Source organism: Streptomyces broussonetiae (assembly GCF_009796285.1).
GTDB lineage: Bacteria > Actinomycetota > Actinomycetes > Streptomycetales > Streptomycetaceae > Streptomyces > Streptomyces broussonetiae.
This window is the reverse complement of the sequence record NZ_CP047020.1, coordinates 7,663,325-7,681,420: the sequence shown is the minus strand read 5'-3', so window position 1 is coordinate 7,681,420 and position 18,096 is coordinate 7,663,325. Positions and strand designations below refer to the sequence as shown.

16 protein-coding genes and 1 pseudogene are annotated in these 18,096 nt (G+C 68.5%); 7 read left to right on the top strand and 10 right to left on the bottom strand.

Annotation, left to right across the window (positions count from 1 at the left end; genetic code table 11):
* Window positions 1-4 precede the first annotated feature (4 nt).
* The 6 genes from GQF42_RS35255 to GQF42_RS35230 form a co-directional block, all read right to left on the bottom strand.
* On the bottom strand, window positions 5-1,834 hold the full coding sequence (locus tag GQF42_RS35255) for a VWA domain-containing protein (RefSeq protein ID WP_158926738.1): 1,830 nt from the start codon (window positions 1,832-1,834) through the stop codon (window positions 5-7).
* A gap of 84 nt (window positions 1,835-1,918) precedes the next feature.
* Window positions 1,919-3,001: an AAA family ATPase gene (locus GQF42_RS35250; protein WP_199273131.1), complete on the bottom strand. Its 1,083-nt coding sequence runs from the start codon at window positions 2,999-3,001 to the stop codon at window positions 1,919-1,921.
* A gap of 1,047 nt (window positions 3,002-4,048) precedes the next feature.
* Window positions 4,049-4,426 carry a hypothetical protein gene (locus tag GQF42_RS46270; protein WP_233273578.1) on the bottom strand — a complete coding sequence of 126 codons (378 nt, stop codon included), beginning with the start codon at window positions 4,424-4,426 and terminating at the stop codon, window positions 4,049-4,051.
* Between the two features lie 34 nt (window positions 4,427-4,460).
* Complete coding sequence (locus GQF42_RS35245) at window positions 4,461-5,231, bottom strand: ISAs1 family transposase (RefSeq protein WP_233273577.1); 771 nt, start codon at window positions 5,229-5,231, stop codon at window positions 4,461-4,463.
* 572 nt (window positions 5,232-5,803) lie between these two features.
* Window positions 5,804-7,330 (bottom strand): S1 family peptidase, encoded by a 1,527-nt coding sequence (locus GQF42_RS35235; protein WP_158926734.1) that lies wholly within the window; start codon window positions 7,328-7,330, stop codon window positions 5,804-5,806.
* Window positions 7,327-7,623: a trypco2 family protein gene (locus GQF42_RS35230; protein WP_158926732.1), complete on the bottom strand. Its 297-nt coding sequence runs from the start codon at window positions 7,621-7,623 to the stop codon at window positions 7,327-7,329. The genes GQF42_RS35235 and GQF42_RS35230 overlap by 4 nt, the downstream gene beginning before the upstream one ends.
* A 305-nt stretch (window positions 7,624-7,928) precedes the next feature.
* On the opposite strand from GQF42_RS35230, the gene GQF42_RS45125 reads away from it, so the two are divergent.
* Window positions 7,929-8,402 carry a hypothetical protein gene (locus GQF42_RS45125; protein WP_199272905.1) on the top strand — a complete coding sequence of 158 codons (474 nt, stop codon included), beginning with the start codon at window positions 7,929-7,931 and terminating at the stop codon, window positions 8,400-8,402.
* 94 nt (window positions 8,403-8,496) lie between these two features.
* On the opposite strand, the gene GQF42_RS35220 is transcribed toward GQF42_RS45125, so the two are convergent.
* A complete protein-coding gene (locus tag GQF42_RS35220) occupies window positions 8,497-10,959 on the bottom strand; it encodes a SpoIIE family protein phosphatase (RefSeq protein WP_158926730.1) in 2,463 nt (820 codons plus the stop codon).
* 432 nt (window positions 10,960-11,391) lie between these two features.
* Here GQF42_RS35220 and GQF42_RS35215 point away from each other — a divergent pair, with 432 nt between their 5' ends.
* A complete protein-coding gene (locus GQF42_RS35215; RefSeq protein ID WP_158926728.1) occupies window positions 11,392-12,027 on the top strand; it encodes a TetR/AcrR family transcriptional regulator in 636 nt (211 codons plus the stop codon).
* 31 nt (window positions 12,028-12,058) lie between these two features.
* Here the strand turns inward: GQF42_RS35215 and GQF42_RS35210 are convergent.
* Window positions 12,059-12,485 (bottom strand): annotated as a pseudogene (locus GQF42_RS35210) (cytochrome P450); the annotation flags it as partial.
* Between the two features lie 89 nt (window positions 12,486-12,574).
* A complete protein-coding gene (locus GQF42_RS35205; RefSeq protein WP_030176846.1) occupies window positions 12,575-12,784 on the bottom strand; it encodes a ferredoxin in 210 nt (69 codons plus the stop codon).
* A 369-nt stretch (window positions 12,785-13,153) separates the two neighbouring features.
* Here GQF42_RS35205 and GQF42_RS35200 point away from each other — a divergent pair, with 369 nt between their 5' ends.
* From GQF42_RS35200 to GQF42_RS35185, 4 genes are all read left to right on the top strand, one after another.
* A complete protein-coding gene (locus tag GQF42_RS35200) occupies window positions 13,154-13,636 on the top strand; it encodes a hypothetical protein (RefSeq protein ID WP_158926726.1) in 483 nt (160 codons plus the stop codon).
* A gap of 374 nt (window positions 13,637-14,010) precedes the next feature.
* Window positions 14,011-14,400, top strand: coding sequence for an SsgA family sporulation/cell division regulator (locus tag GQF42_RS35195; protein WP_233273576.1), 390 nt, complete (start codon window positions 14,011-14,013; stop codon window positions 14,398-14,400).
* Between the two features lie 40 nt (window positions 14,401-14,440).
* Complete coding sequence (locus tag GQF42_RS35190) at window positions 14,441-14,770, top strand: NIPSNAP family protein (protein ID WP_158926722.1); 330 nt, start codon at window positions 14,441-14,443, stop codon at window positions 14,768-14,770.
* 560 nt (window positions 14,771-15,330) lie between these two features.
* A complete protein-coding gene (locus GQF42_RS35185; protein WP_233273575.1) occupies window positions 15,331-15,756 on the top strand; it encodes an SsgA family sporulation/cell division regulator in 426 nt (141 codons plus the stop codon).
* 444 nt (window positions 15,757-16,200) lie between these two features.
* On the opposite strand, the gene GQF42_RS35180 is transcribed toward GQF42_RS35185, so the two are convergent.
* Window positions 16,201-17,160, bottom strand: coding sequence for an amidohydrolase family protein (locus GQF42_RS35180; protein WP_158926720.1), 960 nt, complete (start codon window positions 17,158-17,160; stop codon window positions 16,201-16,203).
* Between the two features lie 152 nt (window positions 17,161-17,312).
* Here GQF42_RS35180 and GQF42_RS35175 point away from each other — a divergent pair, with 152 nt between their 5' ends.
* Window positions 17,313-18,074 (top strand): IclR family transcriptional regulator, encoded by a 762-nt coding sequence (locus GQF42_RS35175; protein ID WP_233273574.1) that lies wholly within the window; start codon window positions 17,313-17,315, stop codon window positions 18,072-18,074.
* Window positions 18,075-18,096: the final 22 nt, after the last annotated feature.

The window sequence follows — 18,096 nt, the reverse complement described above, 5'->3', positions numbered from 1 at the left end:
AGGGTCAGGGGGTGGTTGCGGTGAGGGCGGTGGTGGCGGCCTGGCCGATGGCGGTGACGGCCTGGGCCGGGTCGTGGAGTTCCAGGAGGGTGGCGCCGGGCAGGGGGTGGGGGTCGGTGTCGAAGGCGAGCCATAGCACCGCGCACCCGGCCGCGCGCAGGGCGGTGATGCGGTCGGCTGCGCGGGCGGCTTCGTCGCTCCGGTAGCGGCCGTCGGAGGCGATCACCAGCAGTCGGCCTGTGCCCGGTGCGGTGAGGTCGAGGGCTGCGGTGAGGGCATCGGCGGCCTCGGCAAGGCTGTGTCCGCCGCCGTCCGCGTCGAACTCGGTCACCTTCGTGGGCACGCGCCCCGGTTGGGTGATGGCGGTCAGCGCGCGGCGGTAGGCGATGGTGGCTGTGCGCGAGTCGGGGTCGGTCAGTGCGGCGGCTTTGGCGACGATCCAGGCGGCCGAGGCGATCGGGGCTGCGGCGGCGTGCATGGAGCCGGAGACGTCGACCGCGATTCCGACGCGCAGCGGCGGGGTGGGGCCCTGGCGTCGTTGGGTGCGGATCCAGGGCTGGGCCGTGGGCAGGGCACCGGCCGCTTTCTGTGCGTCCCGGGCCAGTGCGCCGCGCATGTTCAGGCGCCCGGGTGGGACCGTCGAGGCAGCGACTGTGGTGGTGCGTTCCCGGTAGGCCGCCATGCGCAGGGCGCGGGCGAGGCGTCCGGCCGCTGCCTTCTCCGCTGCGGTGGGCAGGCGGGAGCCGATCACCGGGGAGGCTGCGTGGCCGCCCCGGCCTCGCCCTCGCTGGCTTTCGGGGGTGAAGGGGCGGTTTCCGGGGCCGAAGACCTTCTCGGCGATATTGGCCGCCTGCCGCGATTGGGCGGCTTGAGTGGCTTTCGCCCGGGACCGGGAGGCGCGGGCGGCCGTGACGCGGGCCTGGGCTGTTCGCTCGGCGGCCTCGTTGGCCGTCACGGTGGCGGCGACCTGTCCGACCGCAGCGGCGAGCTCACCGCCCCCACTACGGTTGCCGGGTACCGGGACCGGCTGCGGCTGGTCGGGGGGTGCGCCCAGCGCTTCGCACCAGGCGCGGGCGTGGGCCAGCATGGAGGATGTGTCGTCGTCGGCGGTGGCGTGCGCGGCCGTCCAGATCATCTGCAGCCTGGCGAGTGTTTCCTCGCCGAGGATGCGGTGTACGGCGTGGTGGAGGGGTTCGGTCTCGTCGGGGTCGAGGATTCCCGCGTCGCGGCGGCCCAGGATCAGGCCTGCCGCCCCGGCCGCTTCCCACCGGTCTGTCGGGCCGTTGGTGGCGAAGTCCGGCATCACCAAGTGCTGGATCGCGGCCCTCAGGTGTGCCCGGTCTGCGGGACGGCGCGAGACCTGGGCGCGTTCGACCCGTGACTCCTCCAGCAGCTGGGCTGCCGTATCGAGGGCGCTGCCGCGCAGGGGCGGCGGCGTGGACCAGCGGCTGTGGGCGGCATGTGCGGCCTCATGGGTGAACGCGCCCCAGGCGACAGGGTAGTTGGCTTCGTCCCCCACCTGGTTCGGGTTGATGGCGGCGGGGCGGAGGGGGGCGAACAAGGACCGGTCGATCTCCAGTTGGGCTGTCGTGGGGAAGAAGGCGGCCGGGGCGCCGGAGCGGGTCCGCTCCTCGCAGGTGACGATCACGTCGTCGCGCCCGGCAAGTTCCGGGAGCCGCTCGGCCAGGGCGGCAGCGATCCGCAGCCAGTGAGCGTCCTGCGGGCGGGGTGCTACCGCATAGGCGGGGCCGCCGTCGTCCTCCCAGCGGGCCAGAGCCTGTTCGGTGTCGGTGACAGCCGGGTCGGAGGGCAGAAGGTGAGCGGGTGCAGGCATGCCGGTTGAGTCCCTTCCAGGAAGACGCCGGTGGGCGGGATGGGTGCCCGGGGCCGGGAATGTGGCCCGGCCCCGTGGCATGTGTCAGAGCTGGCGGCCCAGCGCGAGGGCGGTGACCGGGCGGCCCGTGGCCTTGGTGACGATCTCGGCGACCGTGTCGCGGTCTTCCAGGGGGGCGATGCCGACCAGGTTGGCGAAGGCCGTCTCCGCGCCGAGAACGTCGGCGATCTTCTGGAAGGCGATCAACTCCCGTAGCTGCGGTGCCCATCCGATGTCGCCCGCCTGCTGGAGGGCGGCCAGGTTGCGGGCGATGCGTACGGCCGCGCGGTTGATCTTCAAGGAGGCAGCGAGGTCGTAGTCGGAGCCGACCTGGATCTGCACACTGAACCGGCTGGAGAGGGCTTCGGTCAGTACTGCTCCGTGGACGCCGGGGTTGTGTCCGGCGATCACGTAGAAACCGTCGGCGGCGGTGATCGACTCGCCCTTGTGTGCCTTGACCTGGATCTGCCTGCGCCCGTCCATGGCCGGATACAGGGCGGCCAGCACCTTCGGGGAGATCAGCGTGGCGTCGTCCAGGAGGAGGGCACGGCCCTCCTGCATGGCGGTGACAAGGGGGCCGTAGATGAACTCGTAGCCGCCATTGGCGTCCTGGGTGTATTCGCCGATCAGGTCACCGACCGTGGTGTCGCCGTCCCCGGCCACCGTGATCAGGTCCGGGAAGGCCGCCTCGATCAGCGAGGTCTTCCCCGTCCCTGGCGGCCCGTACAACAGCACCGCCACCTGCGCCTGCCGCAGCCGCCGCAACGCCTCGACATCCGGCAGCTGTGCCAGCGCTCGAGGGTGATACTTCTGCCCGTTGGGGCGCGTGATCGGCTCCGGCCGCCCACCCGGCGCCGGGGGTACGGGACTCTTCCCGACCGACTGCCGTGGCACCGACGGAGCCGGAGCCGGGCCCGGTGTCTGCGGGGGCGAGGTTTGCTGGGCTGCGACCCACGTCACTGAATTCGCACGATACATACGGGGTTTGGCCCCCGTCTGCTCTGCTTCGCCTCGGCACACCAGCGTCTCGCAGGCGTTGCCGACCGCACCGCCCGAATGTCCCAGGACCTTCGCGAGCTCCGTCACCGTGAACCCAGCGCCCGGGGTAGCCGCCAGGATCTGCGCGATCCTCGCCCGCAGCTCGCCCGGCCGGGCCTTGCCGACCGGGCCGGGCGGTGACGCCGCCGGGGGCGTGGGGGCACTCGGCGGTGCGGAGGCCACCGCCTGCTCGGATGCCGGGGCGGGCGATGCGGGTACAGGTGCGGGGGCAGGAGCAGGCGTGGCAGGGCTCGCCATCAGGTGAATTCCTTTCACTGAATGACCGAAAACCGGCTTATTCGAAGTCGGAAACGACCGCCGCTCGGGCACAGTTCACCCGTCATCCGTTTTCGGGCGGCGCCCATCGGGGGGATTTCCTTTCCCGGTCTTCCCGGGAACAATTCAAATATAGCTCGACCTGCAACGCACCTGAAGCGGGATTCCGGCTTGATAATGCTGGAATTCTCGGGAATTCGCGACGCCATTTCAGGGGAATTCTCGCCTCTACGACACAAGGTGTCGTAACCTGCAGCACGTACGACGGAAACGCAGGTGCACGGAGCACCTGGAATCCTCGAATTCGAATTCGTAGGCGAATCCGCCTGGCCTGGACTGGGCAGGGGTGCCTGCACCGGCGCCTGAAGGCCGCCTCCTGGTAGGGGCCGGCCAGTCCCGGGGCTGAGTCTGGTGGAGGTAGGAGGTGACCTGAAGCAGAGGAAGTGGCCAGCAAGCTTGCTGGCCATGGGGTGAGTTGAGAGGTGTACCGGCATACGGGGAGGGAGCCGGCCGGCGGGCTGGTGGAGATCGGGATGCCTTGCTGCACCGATATACAGTCGCCCTCGCCTGCCGGTGGCTCGCAGCCCCCCTGGCCTGCGAGTTCGGGGCGAGGCGGGGTGTCGTGTCCAAGTGCGCACGCAGAAACGACGGCAGATGCGACACCGGATACGACGGGGCGGACGCCATCACCTGCTCCCAGACGAGTCCGGCTCGACCCGGTGTTCTCCGGTCCGTTCTATCCAGCTCCGGCTGGTCGGCCCGTGTGGCTCTGTCCGCGACAACGGGCAGTGGATGTACACCGGTTTGGGAGGCAGCCGCCGCCCAGGGCTTCGGCGTAGTTGTGTGACGCCCGTTTTGTGATCATGCGAGGCCGAGGAGTGCGAGGGGGCGGCGGGGGGCGCGAGCGTTATGGCGGAGACCGGCCGCGATGTTCTTCACTCCTGCCGTGCGGAGGGCTCCGATGGCGAGGTTGCGCCAAGTGGCCATCGCGCGGGGCGCGTTGCCGGTCCGTAGCTGGGAGGCATCCTCGGCGAAGGTGGTGTCGCGGACGTGGTGCAGGGCCTCGATCTTCCAGTGGTGGCGGATGAGTCCGGCGAGCTGGGCCGTCGTGGTCTGCCCGGCGGTCAGGCTGGTGACGGCGTAGACCGTCCTGACGGTGGTCTTGCCGGTCTTGCGGTCGGTGCGCCGACGCTTGATCTGGACGGCCTGGCGGGCTCCGGGAAAGAACAGGTTGTTCACGGTGGCGACTTTGATCCGGCGGATCTCCGAGCGGCTATGGCCGATTGCGCCGGGTGTGGTCCTGAAGCGGGATGTCCTTCCACGGAAGGGACTTGAGCTGTCGGCGCAGCTTCTTCTGATTGCCCTTGACGATCACGATGCAGTGGGCACCCCTGCCGAGGAGGTAGTCGGCATGCTCGCGCTGGGTGTGCATCGCGCCGCTGGTGACCACGACGCCGGCCAGGTCGGCGACGGTGCCCAGCAGCGGCTGGAAGCAGGTGATCTCGTTCGTCTTCTCGCCGACGTCCAGCTGGGCCAGGACCAGGCCGGTGGTGTGGTCCAGTGCGGCGAGCAGGTGGATCTTGCAGCCCTTCGCCTTGGCCGCGTCGCGCAGGGTCTTGCCGTCCACGGCGAGGACGCGCAGCCCGGTCGACTTCGGGCAGCGGTCGGCGAGCCAGCTCCCGACCGCCCGGTCCAGGGCGTCGCCGTCGATGCGGGCCAACAGCCGGCGGACCGTGCTCTCGGCAGGCAGGACCCGTCTGGGTAGAAGCGGATCGGAGTCGACACCGACCCGTTCCAGCACATGCTCAGGCGCATCGGCAATCCATTCGCCGACCGCCAGCAGCGAGGTCGCACCGGCCAGCATCGCGCACGTAGTGAGAGCGAGCACGACGGCCAGACGGTGGCGCACCCCGCGTGGGTCACGCGGGTCCGGCACCTCGGCCAGCCGCTCCAGCAGGCCCGGGACCTCCGCGGGTCCGACCTGCGGATTCTCACGCAGTTGGTCAAGGGCATGCGGAATCGGAGATGATACGAGGGCAGGCATGGTCTTCCACTTGGATCACGGGGAGTAGAGAACTCCATGATCTTGGAATCCGTGCCTGTTACCTTCCAAGAGCACCGTCACGAACCGAGCGTCACGCAACTACGCCGAAGCCTTGGCGGAGTCATCCATGCGGACCACCATGTCGCCCGAACTGCACGGATGAGGTTTTCGGTAGGCGCAGGGGCGGGAAAAGCTGATGATCGCCGAACAGGTGCTGCACCGGTCTGGCTGAACAGTAGCGGGTCGAGGCGGAAGCTGCCGCTGCAGTGACTCCGGTGAAAGCACAGGTGGCGGGGCGTGCAGTGCTGCTGGTCCCGCACCGCGGCGATGCTGCCGACGAGGCCGCGCACCCCGCGGACTACCACCAGATCAACCAGCGACTACGGACGCGCTGTGTCACCACCCGTCGAGCCCGCGGGCACTTCCGCACCGCTCAACTTTGTAGACCCGAGAATCGCTGATCACGTGGGCGTCCATTAGCCTGATGCCCCGCCGACGCACCCGAAACCGGCGCGACGGTCGCCGCGTACACACCCAGCCGTGATGGCGGCCGCGGCGCCGGCAACGTCGTCTCAAGACCAGGAGATGATGTGCGACGAGCCGCCTCGATCTTGCACGGGACCGCACGCATACGCACCAGCCCAGCCAGCGGCGACAACGCCGTTATGAACATTGGACGCGGAAGAGAGGTCGGTGCGCAGACTGGTCGTCCAGATGATGTACTTGTCGACGTGGCGGAAGGCCCCTCCCTCCTCCGTCTTAGGATTTATCTTGTTTTCCTCGGTGCACGGAGTATGTCCCACCCCATTCAAGGGGCACCAGAGCGTTGACGGGTAGTTGCCCCCGTAGACGTATCCGTAGGCGAGGCTGGCATCCGTGACACTCGGGAACGAGATCACCTCGATACTCACCATGATCGGAGCAGAACCGCCCGTAGTGCGGCTCTGTTCAAGGTAGTCACCGACCGTCGCCGTGGTACAGCCATTGCCCTTCCATCGAGCCTGCAGAGCAGTCGATGACGTGGTCTGGGAGCACGGCACTATGTCGCTGTACACCTGCAAGAAGATCGCGCCAGCATCGTCCTCGAATGCGGTTGAAAGAAGAGAGCTCGCGCTGGTGGATTGATTTACAGAAGCCGTTGTCGTGGGTGATTTTGAGGGTTTAGAAGCACTTGTTCCATAGAGTGAATATATGAGCACTCCCATGATGCAAAGTGCGACTCCGGCAACCAGATAGAGTCTATTGATCGAATGACGGCCGCGGCCTGGACGTATCTGACCCGTGTTTGCCTTTCGCGCACGCTGGCCCGGGGGGCCCGGAACTCCGCCGGACCTGTCGCGCTTGCTCTGCGGTGGCGGGAGTTGTTCGAGCTGCGCGGCATTGGCGGGCAGGCCGATCAACTCGTTGAGTTCGCGAATTCGGGCTGGTGAGAGGAGTTGGTGCCAACGGTCCACCCGGCTCGCGGCGAGCGTGCCGAGCCCGTCGGTGCGATGATGTTCACTGACTACTCCGATCAGGCACCCGCCGCTCCACACCACAGCCCCCGACATCCCCTCCCATGGGGAGCGGTTCCGATCGATGTCGTACTCCGGCGCTCGCAGCGAGAGCTCCAGAGTCCCCTGGCGCACGTCGGCAAACGGGGTAGTGGTACCGCGCGCGTGGTGGGAATCCCGGTACAACATGGGATGGCCACCGCCCGCCGAGGTGGGATCACGGCGCATCTTGAACCTTGGGAATCCCAACGCTTCGCAGGCCACCACCTCCGTGATGCGTGCGAACCGCACCGGTGGGACATCGGCGGTCAGCGGTCCGCTGGTGTCCGGGCCGCATTCGATCCTGAGCACCGCGATGTCCACCACGGGGTCGATCCAGACCTGTTTGCCAGGCAACTCGGTCGTCTGACCGTGGTCGGTGAAGAAGCGCAGACGAACTGACGATGCGTCATGCACCACATGCGCGGCCGTGAGAACGGCGTCCGTCGCCACCCGGTAACCCGAACCGCGCTGCTGCGCGCCTGTCTCCCCCGTAGTGAGGACCTGGACCGCGCGCCGCAGATCAAGCCCTGCCGACTTCGAGGACCCGCGTCCTGCAGTGCTCATCCCTCATGCGCCTCGACATCGCCGCCGATGAACGTCTTGTCCGACCCTGTCAGGGTCGGCTGCAGCACCAGCCTAATGCGCTGGGTGGAGGTACCGTCCACGGTCGCTTGCGCGCCCGTTTCCACGACCCAGAATCGCACCTTTGCCTCCGCGTGCCCGGACCGTTCCAGCGCGACCGACATCTCCAACTCGATCGCTCCCAGCTCGAAGCGCAGCGCCTGACCCTCGGCGGCAACGACCGCGCGCTCCAACTCATCCCGCAGATCCCGGATCACAGTGGCTAACTCGATCAACTCCGCGCCCTTTTCTACCCGTCGACCGTCTGGTATCGCACCATGATGCACCCCAATACACTTGGCCGACGTGTCCGCGACACCACCTTCGCCGAGGACGCCTCCCAGCAGGGGGCCGGCAACGCGCCCCGGGCGATGGCCGCCTGGCGCAACCTCGCCATCGGGGCACTCCGGGCAGCCGGAGCGAAGAACATCGCGGCCTGCCCTCGCCACAACGCCCGCGACCCTCACCCGGAACTTGGTCCGACCAGATTCACGGCTCCTACCTGCGGTTTCCCGCTGATGTTCCGAGCGCGGGACGAAGCGTGGTACTCCGGTTCCGGGTCCGCCGGTTCACCTGCCGGAACGCCGAGTGTCCGCGCCGCACGTTCGTCGAGCAGGTACCCGGCCTGACCCGAAGGCACGGCCAGCGGACCGAGCGGCAGCGCTCGACCCTGGCCGCAATCGGGCTCGCTCTCGCCGGTCGGGCAGGCGCCCGCCTAGCCGACATCGTCGGCGTTCCGGTCAGCCGCAGCACGGTCCTGCGGCTGGTCGACGCACTTCCCGAGCCGGAGGCACCCTCACCCCGGAGCGTCGCCGGTTGGGTCCTCCGACGTCCGAAAACCCTTTCCGACACCGAGCAGCTCCTCCTGAAGAACGTTCGGGCTAACTGTCCCGAAATCGACGCACTTACCAGGCATGTCTGGACCTTCGTGACCATGCTTACCGAACGTCAGCGCGAGCGCCTGCTGGACTGGCTCGACGCCGTCAGACAGGACGACTGCGACTTTTCGAGTTAGGTGACGCTTGGTCGACCTGACTGCCACTCAGGGTGAGAGCGCCTGTGGCGGCATGTGCGGACGTTCGCTGTCGGGCGCGCGGCTCGCCGGCAGGTCACCGGGCGCTGGCGCTGGAGGGCAGGTCCTGTTCGGCCCAGACGACCTTGCCATCCGTTGCGCAGCGGGAGCCCCACCGGCGCGAGAGCTGGGCGACCAGGTGGAGGCCGCGGCCGTGCTCGTCGAGATCGCCGGGATGGCGGGGGCGTGGCTGGCCGGTGTTGCTGTCGAAGACCTCGCACGTCAGCACCCGGTGCTGGATGAGCCGTAGGCGGCTGGGTCCGCCGCCGTGGCGGATGGCATTAGTGACCAGTTCGCTGACGATCGACTCCACGGGCGTCACGAGCGGCTCCAGACCCCAGTCCCTGAGCTGACGGGCGGCCAGGTGCCGGGCTGTGGTGACGGTGACCGGTTCGTTCGGCAGGTCCCAGGAGGCGACCTGGGCGGGCTCGAGCGCGCGGGTCCGGGCAAGGAGCAAGGTGACATCGTCGGCCGGCGTGTGACTCCGCACGGTCTCCATCACTCGCGAGCACATGTCCTCCGGGGATGCGCCCGGCTGTGCCAGGGCGGCGCCCAGGCGGCGCAGGCCGACGTCGATGTCCTCGTCCCGGGACTCCACCAGCCCGTCGGAGTAGAGGGCGATCACACTTCCCTCGGGCAGTTCCAGTTCCACGGACTCGAAGGGAACCAGGCCGAGACCGAGGCCGAGCGGGGCTCCGGCGGGCAACTCGGGGACGGTGACCCGGCCCTGTGCCCCGACGATCAGGGGCGGCGGATGCCCGGCCCGCGCCATGGTGCACCGCCCGGTGACCGGGTCGTAGACGGCGTACAGACAGGTGGCACCCACCACCGCCGGGGCCTGGCCGGAGTCATCGGCGTCCTCGTCGTTCAGCCGCCGGACCGTGTCGTCGAGGTGCGTCAGCAGTTCGTCCGGGGGCAGGTCCAGGTCCGCGAGCGTGCGCACGGCGGTGCGCAGCCTGCCCATGGTCGCCGCGGCGTTGATGCCGTGTCCGACCACATCGCCGACGACGAGGGCCACCCGGGCCCCGGACAACTCGATCACGTCGAACCAGTCACCCCCCACGCCGTGGTCCATGTCGGCCGGCACATAGCGCGAGGCGACCTCAACGGCGGCACCGCCCTGCACCCGGTGGGGCAGCAGGTCGCGCTGCAAGGTGAGGGCCGCGGTGCGCTCGCGCGCATACTGCAGGGCGTTGTCCAGGCTGAGCGCGGCCCGGGTGACGAGCTCCTCGGCGAGGAGCAGGTCGTCCTCCTGGAACGGCGTTTGTTCCGCGGAGCGGCCGAACAGCGCCAGTCCCAGCACGCAGCGCCGCGCACGGATGGGCACGACCAGCAAGGAGTGGACGCCGCTGTCCCGCACCTTCTGCGCCCGCACCGGGTCGTGGTCGACCCACGGACCGGCCTGGGTGTCGAGCACCGGCTCCAGGTGAGACCTGCCCGTGCGCAGGGCGACGGCGAACGATGAGCTCGGGTGGGCGTGGATCACCTCTTCCCGCACCCACGGCAACTCCAGGAGTCCCAGGTCGATGGAGGCCAGGCCAGCACGCCGCAGCAGCGGCGGGCGGCCGCTCGTCGTGCCGATCCGTGCCGAGGGTTCCACGCCAAAGGGAACCGACTCGACCAGATCGACGAGGGCGTGGTCGGCCAGCAGGGGCACGGCGAGCTCGGCCAGTTCCTGCCCGGTCCGCATGACGTCGAGGGTGCTGCCGATGCGCGTACTCGCCTCGCTGAGGATGGCAAGGCGTTCGCGCGCCCGCCGGTTCCCGGTGACATCCACGGTCATGGAGCACACGCCCAGGGGCGTGCCGTCCGCGCCCTGGAGGCAGAAGAACGAGGCCGAGAACGCATGTTCACGGCGCCCGTCCGACAGCGGCCACGCCCGGTATTCGTGGACCATGGTGGTACCGCTCTGCAGCACCTGCTGCATCACCACCTCGAGCGCTTCGGCCTCCACGGCGGGCAGCGAGTCCTTCAGACGGCGTCCGAAGCGCCGGTTACGGGGAATGCCGTCGTGGCGCTCCATGGCGTCGTTCACCCAGGTACAGCGCAACTGTGGGTCATACACCACGATGCCGATCGGTGCATGGGCAAGGAGCGAGTCCCGCACCGGACCGTTGGCAGGCTCCGAGGACAGGGCGCCTATGTCGGTCACGGATACCAGCCACCGGGTGTCGGCGTCCTGTCCCCACAACAGCGAGACCCGCAGCGACATCTTGAGCGTGTGGCCGTCGCGGTGGCGGACCGCGGCGGTGCCGGACCAGCCCCTTTGGGTACGGCGCTGCTCGGCGAACAGCGAAGCCATTCGGGCCTCCTCAGGGGGCGGTAGCACGTGCGCGGCGGATCGGCCCACCACTTCCGCGGCCGAGTACCCGACAAGTCGCTCAGCGGCCTGCGTCCACGCCGCCACCGTCCCGTCCGCATTGATCACCGCTATCGCCGAGTCCGGTATCTCGCCGGGGCTCACCGGCTTGGCGAGTGGCGTGTGGTCGGTATGCGTCATCGTGGTTGATCCCCTTCAGTTCGGAGGTGAGGGAGTGCCGGCATGCGGGCGCGGCCGCCCGGTCTGTAGCCGTGGTGGACGGTGATGGGCAGGAGGCGGAGACCCCGGGGGTAGCGGGAGCCTTGCGGTGCAGCGGGCGACCTCCGCCGCTGTCCTGTGACCCGCAGCCCGACATCCGCCACCTTTGCACCATTTTGCCCACTTCTGATGAAATAGTCATATACGACCGCTTCATCGTCAAGGCCACCGAAACTGATCGTTCAATCAAATATGGCCATGCGGTGCGACGGGGAAGGTGAGGCGGCCTCTGTCGCCGCTGCAATCACTGACCCCTGGGCGGCGAAGTTGGGGTCCGGCGAGGTTCGGGCTGGACAATTCACAGCGGCAGCGCGATGATGAATTCATCAGAACTGGTGACCTTGTGTGCGGTGTATGCCGATGTCAGCCTCACCCAGGAATCGATTCGAACGCCGTCGGGCCGAGACCCGGCAGGCACTCGTCCGCGCCGCGCGGCAGCTCCTGGCCGATTCGGGCGATACGAGCGCCAGCATCCGGACCATCGCGGAGCTCGCCGACGTGGGCTTCGGCTCGTTCTACAACCACTTCACGTCCAAGGCGGACCTGTTCGACGTAGCCGTGGCCGATGCACTGGAGGAGTTCGCCCGAGCCGTCGACAAACATCTGTACGGCGTCGACGACCCCGCCGAGCGTCTCGCCGCCGGTATGCGGCTCAGCGCACGCATGGCCGGCTCACACCCGGAGATCATGCGGATTCTCTGCCACAGCGGGCTCGGCCGCATATGCGCCGGCTGCGGACTGGCTCCGCGCGCGAGACACGACATGGAGCAGGGCATGACTTCTGGCCGCTTCACCGTGGTCGACCCGATGATCGCCTTGACCGTGCTGAACGGCAGCCTGCTGGCGCTCCTGCAGCTCTGGTTCCATCAGCCCGAGGCCGACAGGGACCATGCAGCCGCAAAGATGGCCGAGACGCTCCTGCACATGCTTGGCGTCTCCGCGGACGAGGCCCGTGACCTCGCCCGGCGTCCCCTTCCCGCTGCGGCGTGAAGACGATGTGCTGTCTGCCGACGACGCGGCTTCACAGTTGGATGGACAGGTGGCGGGGGCCGCGGAGCATGGCGTTCTGGCGGTAGGGGGGCGGGTCCTCGACCAGGCGGGCGCTGCCGAGGTGGGGAAGCAGCGCGCGCGCTGAGCGCGATGTATGCCTCGATCCGGGCCAGGGGTCCGCCGTAGCAGAGGTGGATACCGCTGCCGAAGCCGAGGTGTTGGTTGTCTGGGCGGGTGGGTTCGAACCGGTCGGGCTCGTGGAACCGCATGGGGTCGCGGTTGCCTGAGGCCAGCACCAGAATGACGGACGCGTGTTGCGGGATCTTGGTGCCGGCGACGTCGATGTCGGCGTGCGGGATGCGCTCGCGCATGTGGACCGGGGGCTCGTTGCGCAGCAGTTCCTCCACTGCTAGCGGCAGCAGTTCGGGGTCGCGGCGCAGCCGGTCCAGCTGCTCGGGATGCGGTGAAGCCCTCCTCGCGCAGCGCCTCGGCTGCTCTCAGCCCGGCCAGCGAGGCGCCGACGATGACGATGCGGCCGTCTTTCAGGTCACCGGGCACCGGTGCTCACCTCTTCCCCGAGAAGGATCGCCTGCACCGGGCACGCCGCCGCGGCCTGGCGTACCCGCTCCACCTGGTCGTCCGGGACGGCAGTGGCGTACAGCAGCCCCTCCTCCCCGTGCAGCTCGAACACCTCAGGGGCGAGGAACACGCACTGCGCATATCCCTGGCAGCGTGTGAGGTCGACAACGGTCCGCATCTCCACCACTTCTTCCTCCGTTGTCGCACCCCCCTCCTCTCCAGCATGGGGCCAGAGCTGAGTGCCTACATGCCTTGTGATGGAGAGCTGGTATTCGGGCCAGCGGGGTGAGGGGGAAGGAGACGAACTCCCGGCAACCACCTTCCAGTTGCTGAGAAGCGTTCAGGTACCTCCCTTCGGTCAGGTGGTCCGGGTGACCCGAGTCACTGTCACCGCCGCCCCATTTCCATACGTCGTATGGTTATCCTGGCAGGGCGATTCCGTACAACGTATGGAACTGCTTGACGGACAACGCCACAACGCCAGGCGCCTCACATCGCCTGCAAAAGCAGCCGTTGGTGCAGATCGCACCAACCGGAAGGAAAGATCATGAAGAAGCTCACGAAGCGGATTGCTGTCGCCGTTTCCTCCGTGGCGGTCGCGGGTGTCGCCGTTGTCGGTGCCGGGGGCACCGCTTCGGCCGCGACTCCCGCCTCCGTACACGTCCAGCGGTCGGCCGAGGTCAACCCCGCCGACTACCGCTGGGACCACGGCGTGGGCTACCTGATCGAGCAGGGCTACTGCTGGGACGCAAACCGTGGCTGGCACCACGACGACCATGTCGCCGGCTCCCTCTGGCACAGCCGCGACGGTCGCTGCTACCGCTGGGACGACGAGGGGCGCGGGTGGAAGTCCGACAGGTCCTACCGGTACGACTGGAACCGCTACGAGAGCGACGGCCGGGGCTGGGACCACCATGACTGGAACCGCGGTGACCGGGACTACTTCGGCTGGGACCACTTCGACCGGAGCCACGGTGGCTGGGACTCCTACGGATGGGACCACTACGGCCGGAACCACGGTGACCGGTAGGACGGGTCCCGCCTGTGCCCCTGAGCGGAGGCTGCACCTCTCACCTCAACGCCTGTCGGCGCGGGGATGCGACCGCTGGTCACGGATCAGCGGTCCCCTGCCCGCCGCCCGGGCGGGCGATCGAGCGAGGGCCTGCACCCTGCTCCCCCTCTGAACCTGCCTGCGGCACCACCACGTGCCACAAGCGCGCGTCGCTTCAACTGCCGCGACGCCACGACCCGCACGGTCCGCCGATGCTGTCCGGCGCCCGGGCCCTGCTGAACACCTCCTGATTCGATGCGTGCTTGTCGCCACGAGCGCCGGGGCGCAGCCGAGGCAAGGGGGGTGCCTTGGAGTGAATGCCCATGGAGTCTTCGAGGACCGTGGTTCGGGCGGTGACCGCACAGCTCGTCATCTCACGCACCTACTCACAGCCCTTGTGCATGCGGCTGCGGTACGAGCCTGCAGATCCCTACGTCGTCCGTGCCGCCTTTTTCGTCCACAGCGACGAGCCGGTCGAATGGGTCCTGGGGCGTGACCTTCTGGCCGACGGCCTGAACGGTTGCGCAGGTCATGGGGAGGTCCGGATCTGGTCGGCCGCAGGGCGGGGTAACGAGTCGATCTACATCGCCCTCGGGTCTTCCACAGGCACGGCCTTGCTCGAGGCCCCCGTGCAGGACATCTCGTCCTTCCTTCAGGACACCCAGGCTCTGGTGCCACAAGGTACCGAGTCCGGACTCATCGACTGGGATGCCGAACTGGCACACCTCCTCCCCCGAGGCTGACCACCGACCATCCATGCTCAGAAGTAAAGGAACCAGTGTCATGCCCCAGTACCAGCTTCGCGTCTACACCCTGCGCAGCTCCGACGCGCTCACCGCCTACGAGAAGATCTGGGCCCAGCACATTCCCGGTATGGCCAAGCACCGGATCACCACCCACGGCGTCTGGACGGTGCCCTCGGCGCCCGGAAGCGACACTCCCCGGCTGTACGCCCTCGTTTCCTACAAGGACGCCGAGGACGTGCAGGAGCGGCTGGAGGCATACCTGTCGAGTCCTGAATTCCGCGCGGACATGGAGGGCTTCGACATCAGCCAGATCGTCGGCCTCGACGAGACCCTCCTGACGCCCACCGTGGACTCACCCTTGCGCTGACCGTCGGCCCGCGACGGGCGACGCGGCCAGAAAGGCCGGTATCCGGCGGCCCTGCGATGGTGGTTCCGGTGTCGTCGACGGCGACCCACCAGTGGCGGCCCTTGCCGGTATCGATACCGACCCATGAGCAGGGCACCTGTGTGGTCATGTGCATCTCCTCGGACTCGGACAGCATGCCGTTCCGGTCCAGGGCAGGGACGGCTCTGCCCTGCGTGACCGGGCCCCGGCAACCGCGGCCGGCGTCGAGGTGGGACCGCGACGAGTCGGTTCACTACCACCACGACCGGTACAGCGTCGATCGCTGAGACCAAGGGCGCCCTCTGTCCGGCAACCACCGTTGGCCACATCTTCGTGATGGCCCCGGCCGAAAGTGGTGGCCTCGACTGCTCCCGCCGGCCGGCCACCCTGGCGACGGCACGAAGAACTGCTCCTGCGGGTGTCCTCGTGCCGATCACCACCGGTCCCTCGCAGCAACCCCGTCTGTGCAGCCCCTTTGAATCCGGCGACAGCCCTTTCGATGGCCCTCCCCGGATGACTCAAAGCACCAGGAGTAAGACCCAATGAAGTCATTGAGAACTGTGATCCAGGGGCTGCCTGTGAAGCTTGTCGGCGTTCATGCGACGTCCTTGCCCGTGGTCATGAATCTGCGGTACGAGCCGAGTGATCCCTATGTGGTCCATGCCGCATTCACCACCGATGTCGACAGCGACGAGCCGGTGGAATGGATCATCGGGCGCGATTTGCTGATCGACGGCCTGGAGGGCCCCGCCGGCGAGGGAGACGTTCGCATATGGCCCACCGGCGAGGAGGGCTGCCGCGACTTGTACATCCTTCTCAACCCGCCGGCCGGTACGGCCCTGCTCAAGGCCCCAGCGCAGGAATTCAAGGCGTTCCTGCAGGAAACGGAGGCAGTGGTGCCCCGGGGGGCCGAGCTCGGCCACAGCGACTTCGACCACTTGCTGGCGCACTTCCTCGCCGAAGGGTGAGTCCTGTCAGGGTGCGACCTGAGGCAGGCACACGGACGTCTGCGCCTCGGCGTTCACCGCCATGGTGAGTGGATGTCCGCAGTCGTGGCGTCGAGGGCGGCCGGGTCGATGCCGGCCTCGGTCAGGATGTACGCCGCGACTCCGCGGCCGACCCTCGCTTGAGTGAGCGGCTTCAACGCCGCTCGGGGGCTCAGTAGGAACAAGGTTGGATGCGCTGCTCGAACCAGATCGTCTTGCGGCTCTGGCTGTGGCGGCAGCCCCAGCGAGTGGTGAGGCTGGGTACTGCTGGAGTCGGCGACCTCGCAGACCAGAACGCCGTGGCGCATCAGCCGCAGCTCCGCCGGCTGACGGCAGAGCCGCCCCAGCAACCCGGACCGCGGTGCTGCTGTGACGACCGCCGTCGTCAGACCCACTTGCTCACGACCGTTCCTTCAGGTCGGGCGGTCACCGTGCGTCGGTGTCGAACAAGCGGCCAGCATTGTGGGTGGTGAGGTCCCGCCAGGTGACGGTGGCGGACGGCTGCACGGCGGAGTCGATGGAGGTGACCTGAGCGAGCACCGCGTCAATGGGCGTCCAGCAGTAGTCGCTGCCATAGAGGAGACGCTCGGTGCCGAAGGCCGCGCCGAAGGCCGGGACCTGGCGCGGGAAGGGCGTGCCGGCCATGTCGTACCAGAGTCGGCCGAGTTGCTCGACGGCGCTCGGCGCGTCGACGGCGCCGCCGCCGACGTGGGTGCGGAAGAGTTCCATCCGGTCGGCGAGCAGCGGCAGTACACCTCCGCCGTGTGTCAGGATCCAGCGGATCCGCGGACGGCGGGCGAGGACACCGCGCAGGAGCAGGTCGCTCGCGGTGCGGGCAGTGTCGAAGAGGAACTCCAGCATCGGCCGTGGCCGGCCGAGAGCAAGCTCGTCGGCGTGGGGCGCTGACGTGGGGTGAACGAAGACGACGGCGCTGCGGCGGTCGAGCTCCTCCCACAGCGGCTCGAACCGGGGGTCACCGAGGTAGAGGCCATGGTGGTTGGTTTCCACCACCACTGCGTCTGCACCGAGGACGTCGAGCGCGTGGGCGGCCTCGGCGAGCGAGCCCTCGACGTCCGGCAGGGGCAGGGAGGCGAAGAGACCGAACCGCTGCGGGTCCTCCGTGCGGACCCGGGCGCCGAACTCATTGACCTCACGTGCGAGAGCCCGGGCCTCGCTGTCGTCCCCGAAGTGCACTCCGGGCGAGGAGATCGACAGGTAGGACTTGTCGATCCCTGAGCGCTTCATCATGTCGAGATGCTCTTCGACGCCCCACGCGGGCCAGCCGGGCATCCCGTCGGGATGTTCGACACCGGCGGCTCGAGCCGCCGCCACATAGCTGTCGGTGACGAAGTGGGCGTGCACATCGATGAACCCGGTCGCGGCCATACAATTCTCCCTTTCTGCGGGGCCCCTGTCAGTGCCAGCCACCGTAGGAAGCGTGCCGTACATTGGCAGCGGTGATTCCGATGAATGAAATGGCGACCGCCGACGGTGGTGCCCCCAGGAGACGCGGGGGCAGGCCGGCTGAGGGACAACCGGTGATCGACCGGGCTTTCCTCCTGCTCGGCAGCTTCGACGGTGACCATCGTGCGCAGACGCTTGCCGAACTCGCACAGCGAAGCGGCATCCCCCGCAGCAGTGCTCTCCGGCTCGCCCGGTCTCTGATGAACGTGGGCGCTCTGGAACGCCTCGGCGACGGCCGCTTCGTCGTGGGTCTTCGGCTGCTGGAGACCGCTTCCCTGGCCCCGCGCGGTCACGGGCTGCGATCGGTGGCGATGCCGTTCATGGAGGATCTCTTCCACGTCACGCGTCAGCATGTCCTGCTCGCCGTGCGGGACCAGGGGGAGGCGCTGCTCGTCGAGCGGCTGTCAGCGCGTGATGCGAGCCCCGTGCGCTACCGCGTGGGGGGCCGCCTTCCTCTGGCATCCACCGGCGTAGGACTGGTGCTTCTCGCCTTCGCCCCACCGGCCGTCCAGGAGCAGGCCATCGCCGCCTATGCGCCGGAGCACGACGACGACATCCGCACCCCCGCCGACCTGCGTCGCGTGCTGGCGGAGGTACGACGCGGTGATCACGCTGTCGGCCACCAGAACCGTCCATGGAAGGTGAGCACCGTGGCCGCGCCGGTACGTGACGGCAGCGAGGTGGTCGCGGCGTTGTCGGTCGTGGCGCCCGGCACCGGTTCGCCGAACCCGGGGTACGGACCGGCCGTGCGCGCGACGGCCCGTGCGATTTCCCGCCGTCTCGTCGAGGACGGTGGTCGGACCATGCCAGTCGAAGCCGCATACGGGCACCGGTAGCGTAACCGGGCCGCCCGCGCCG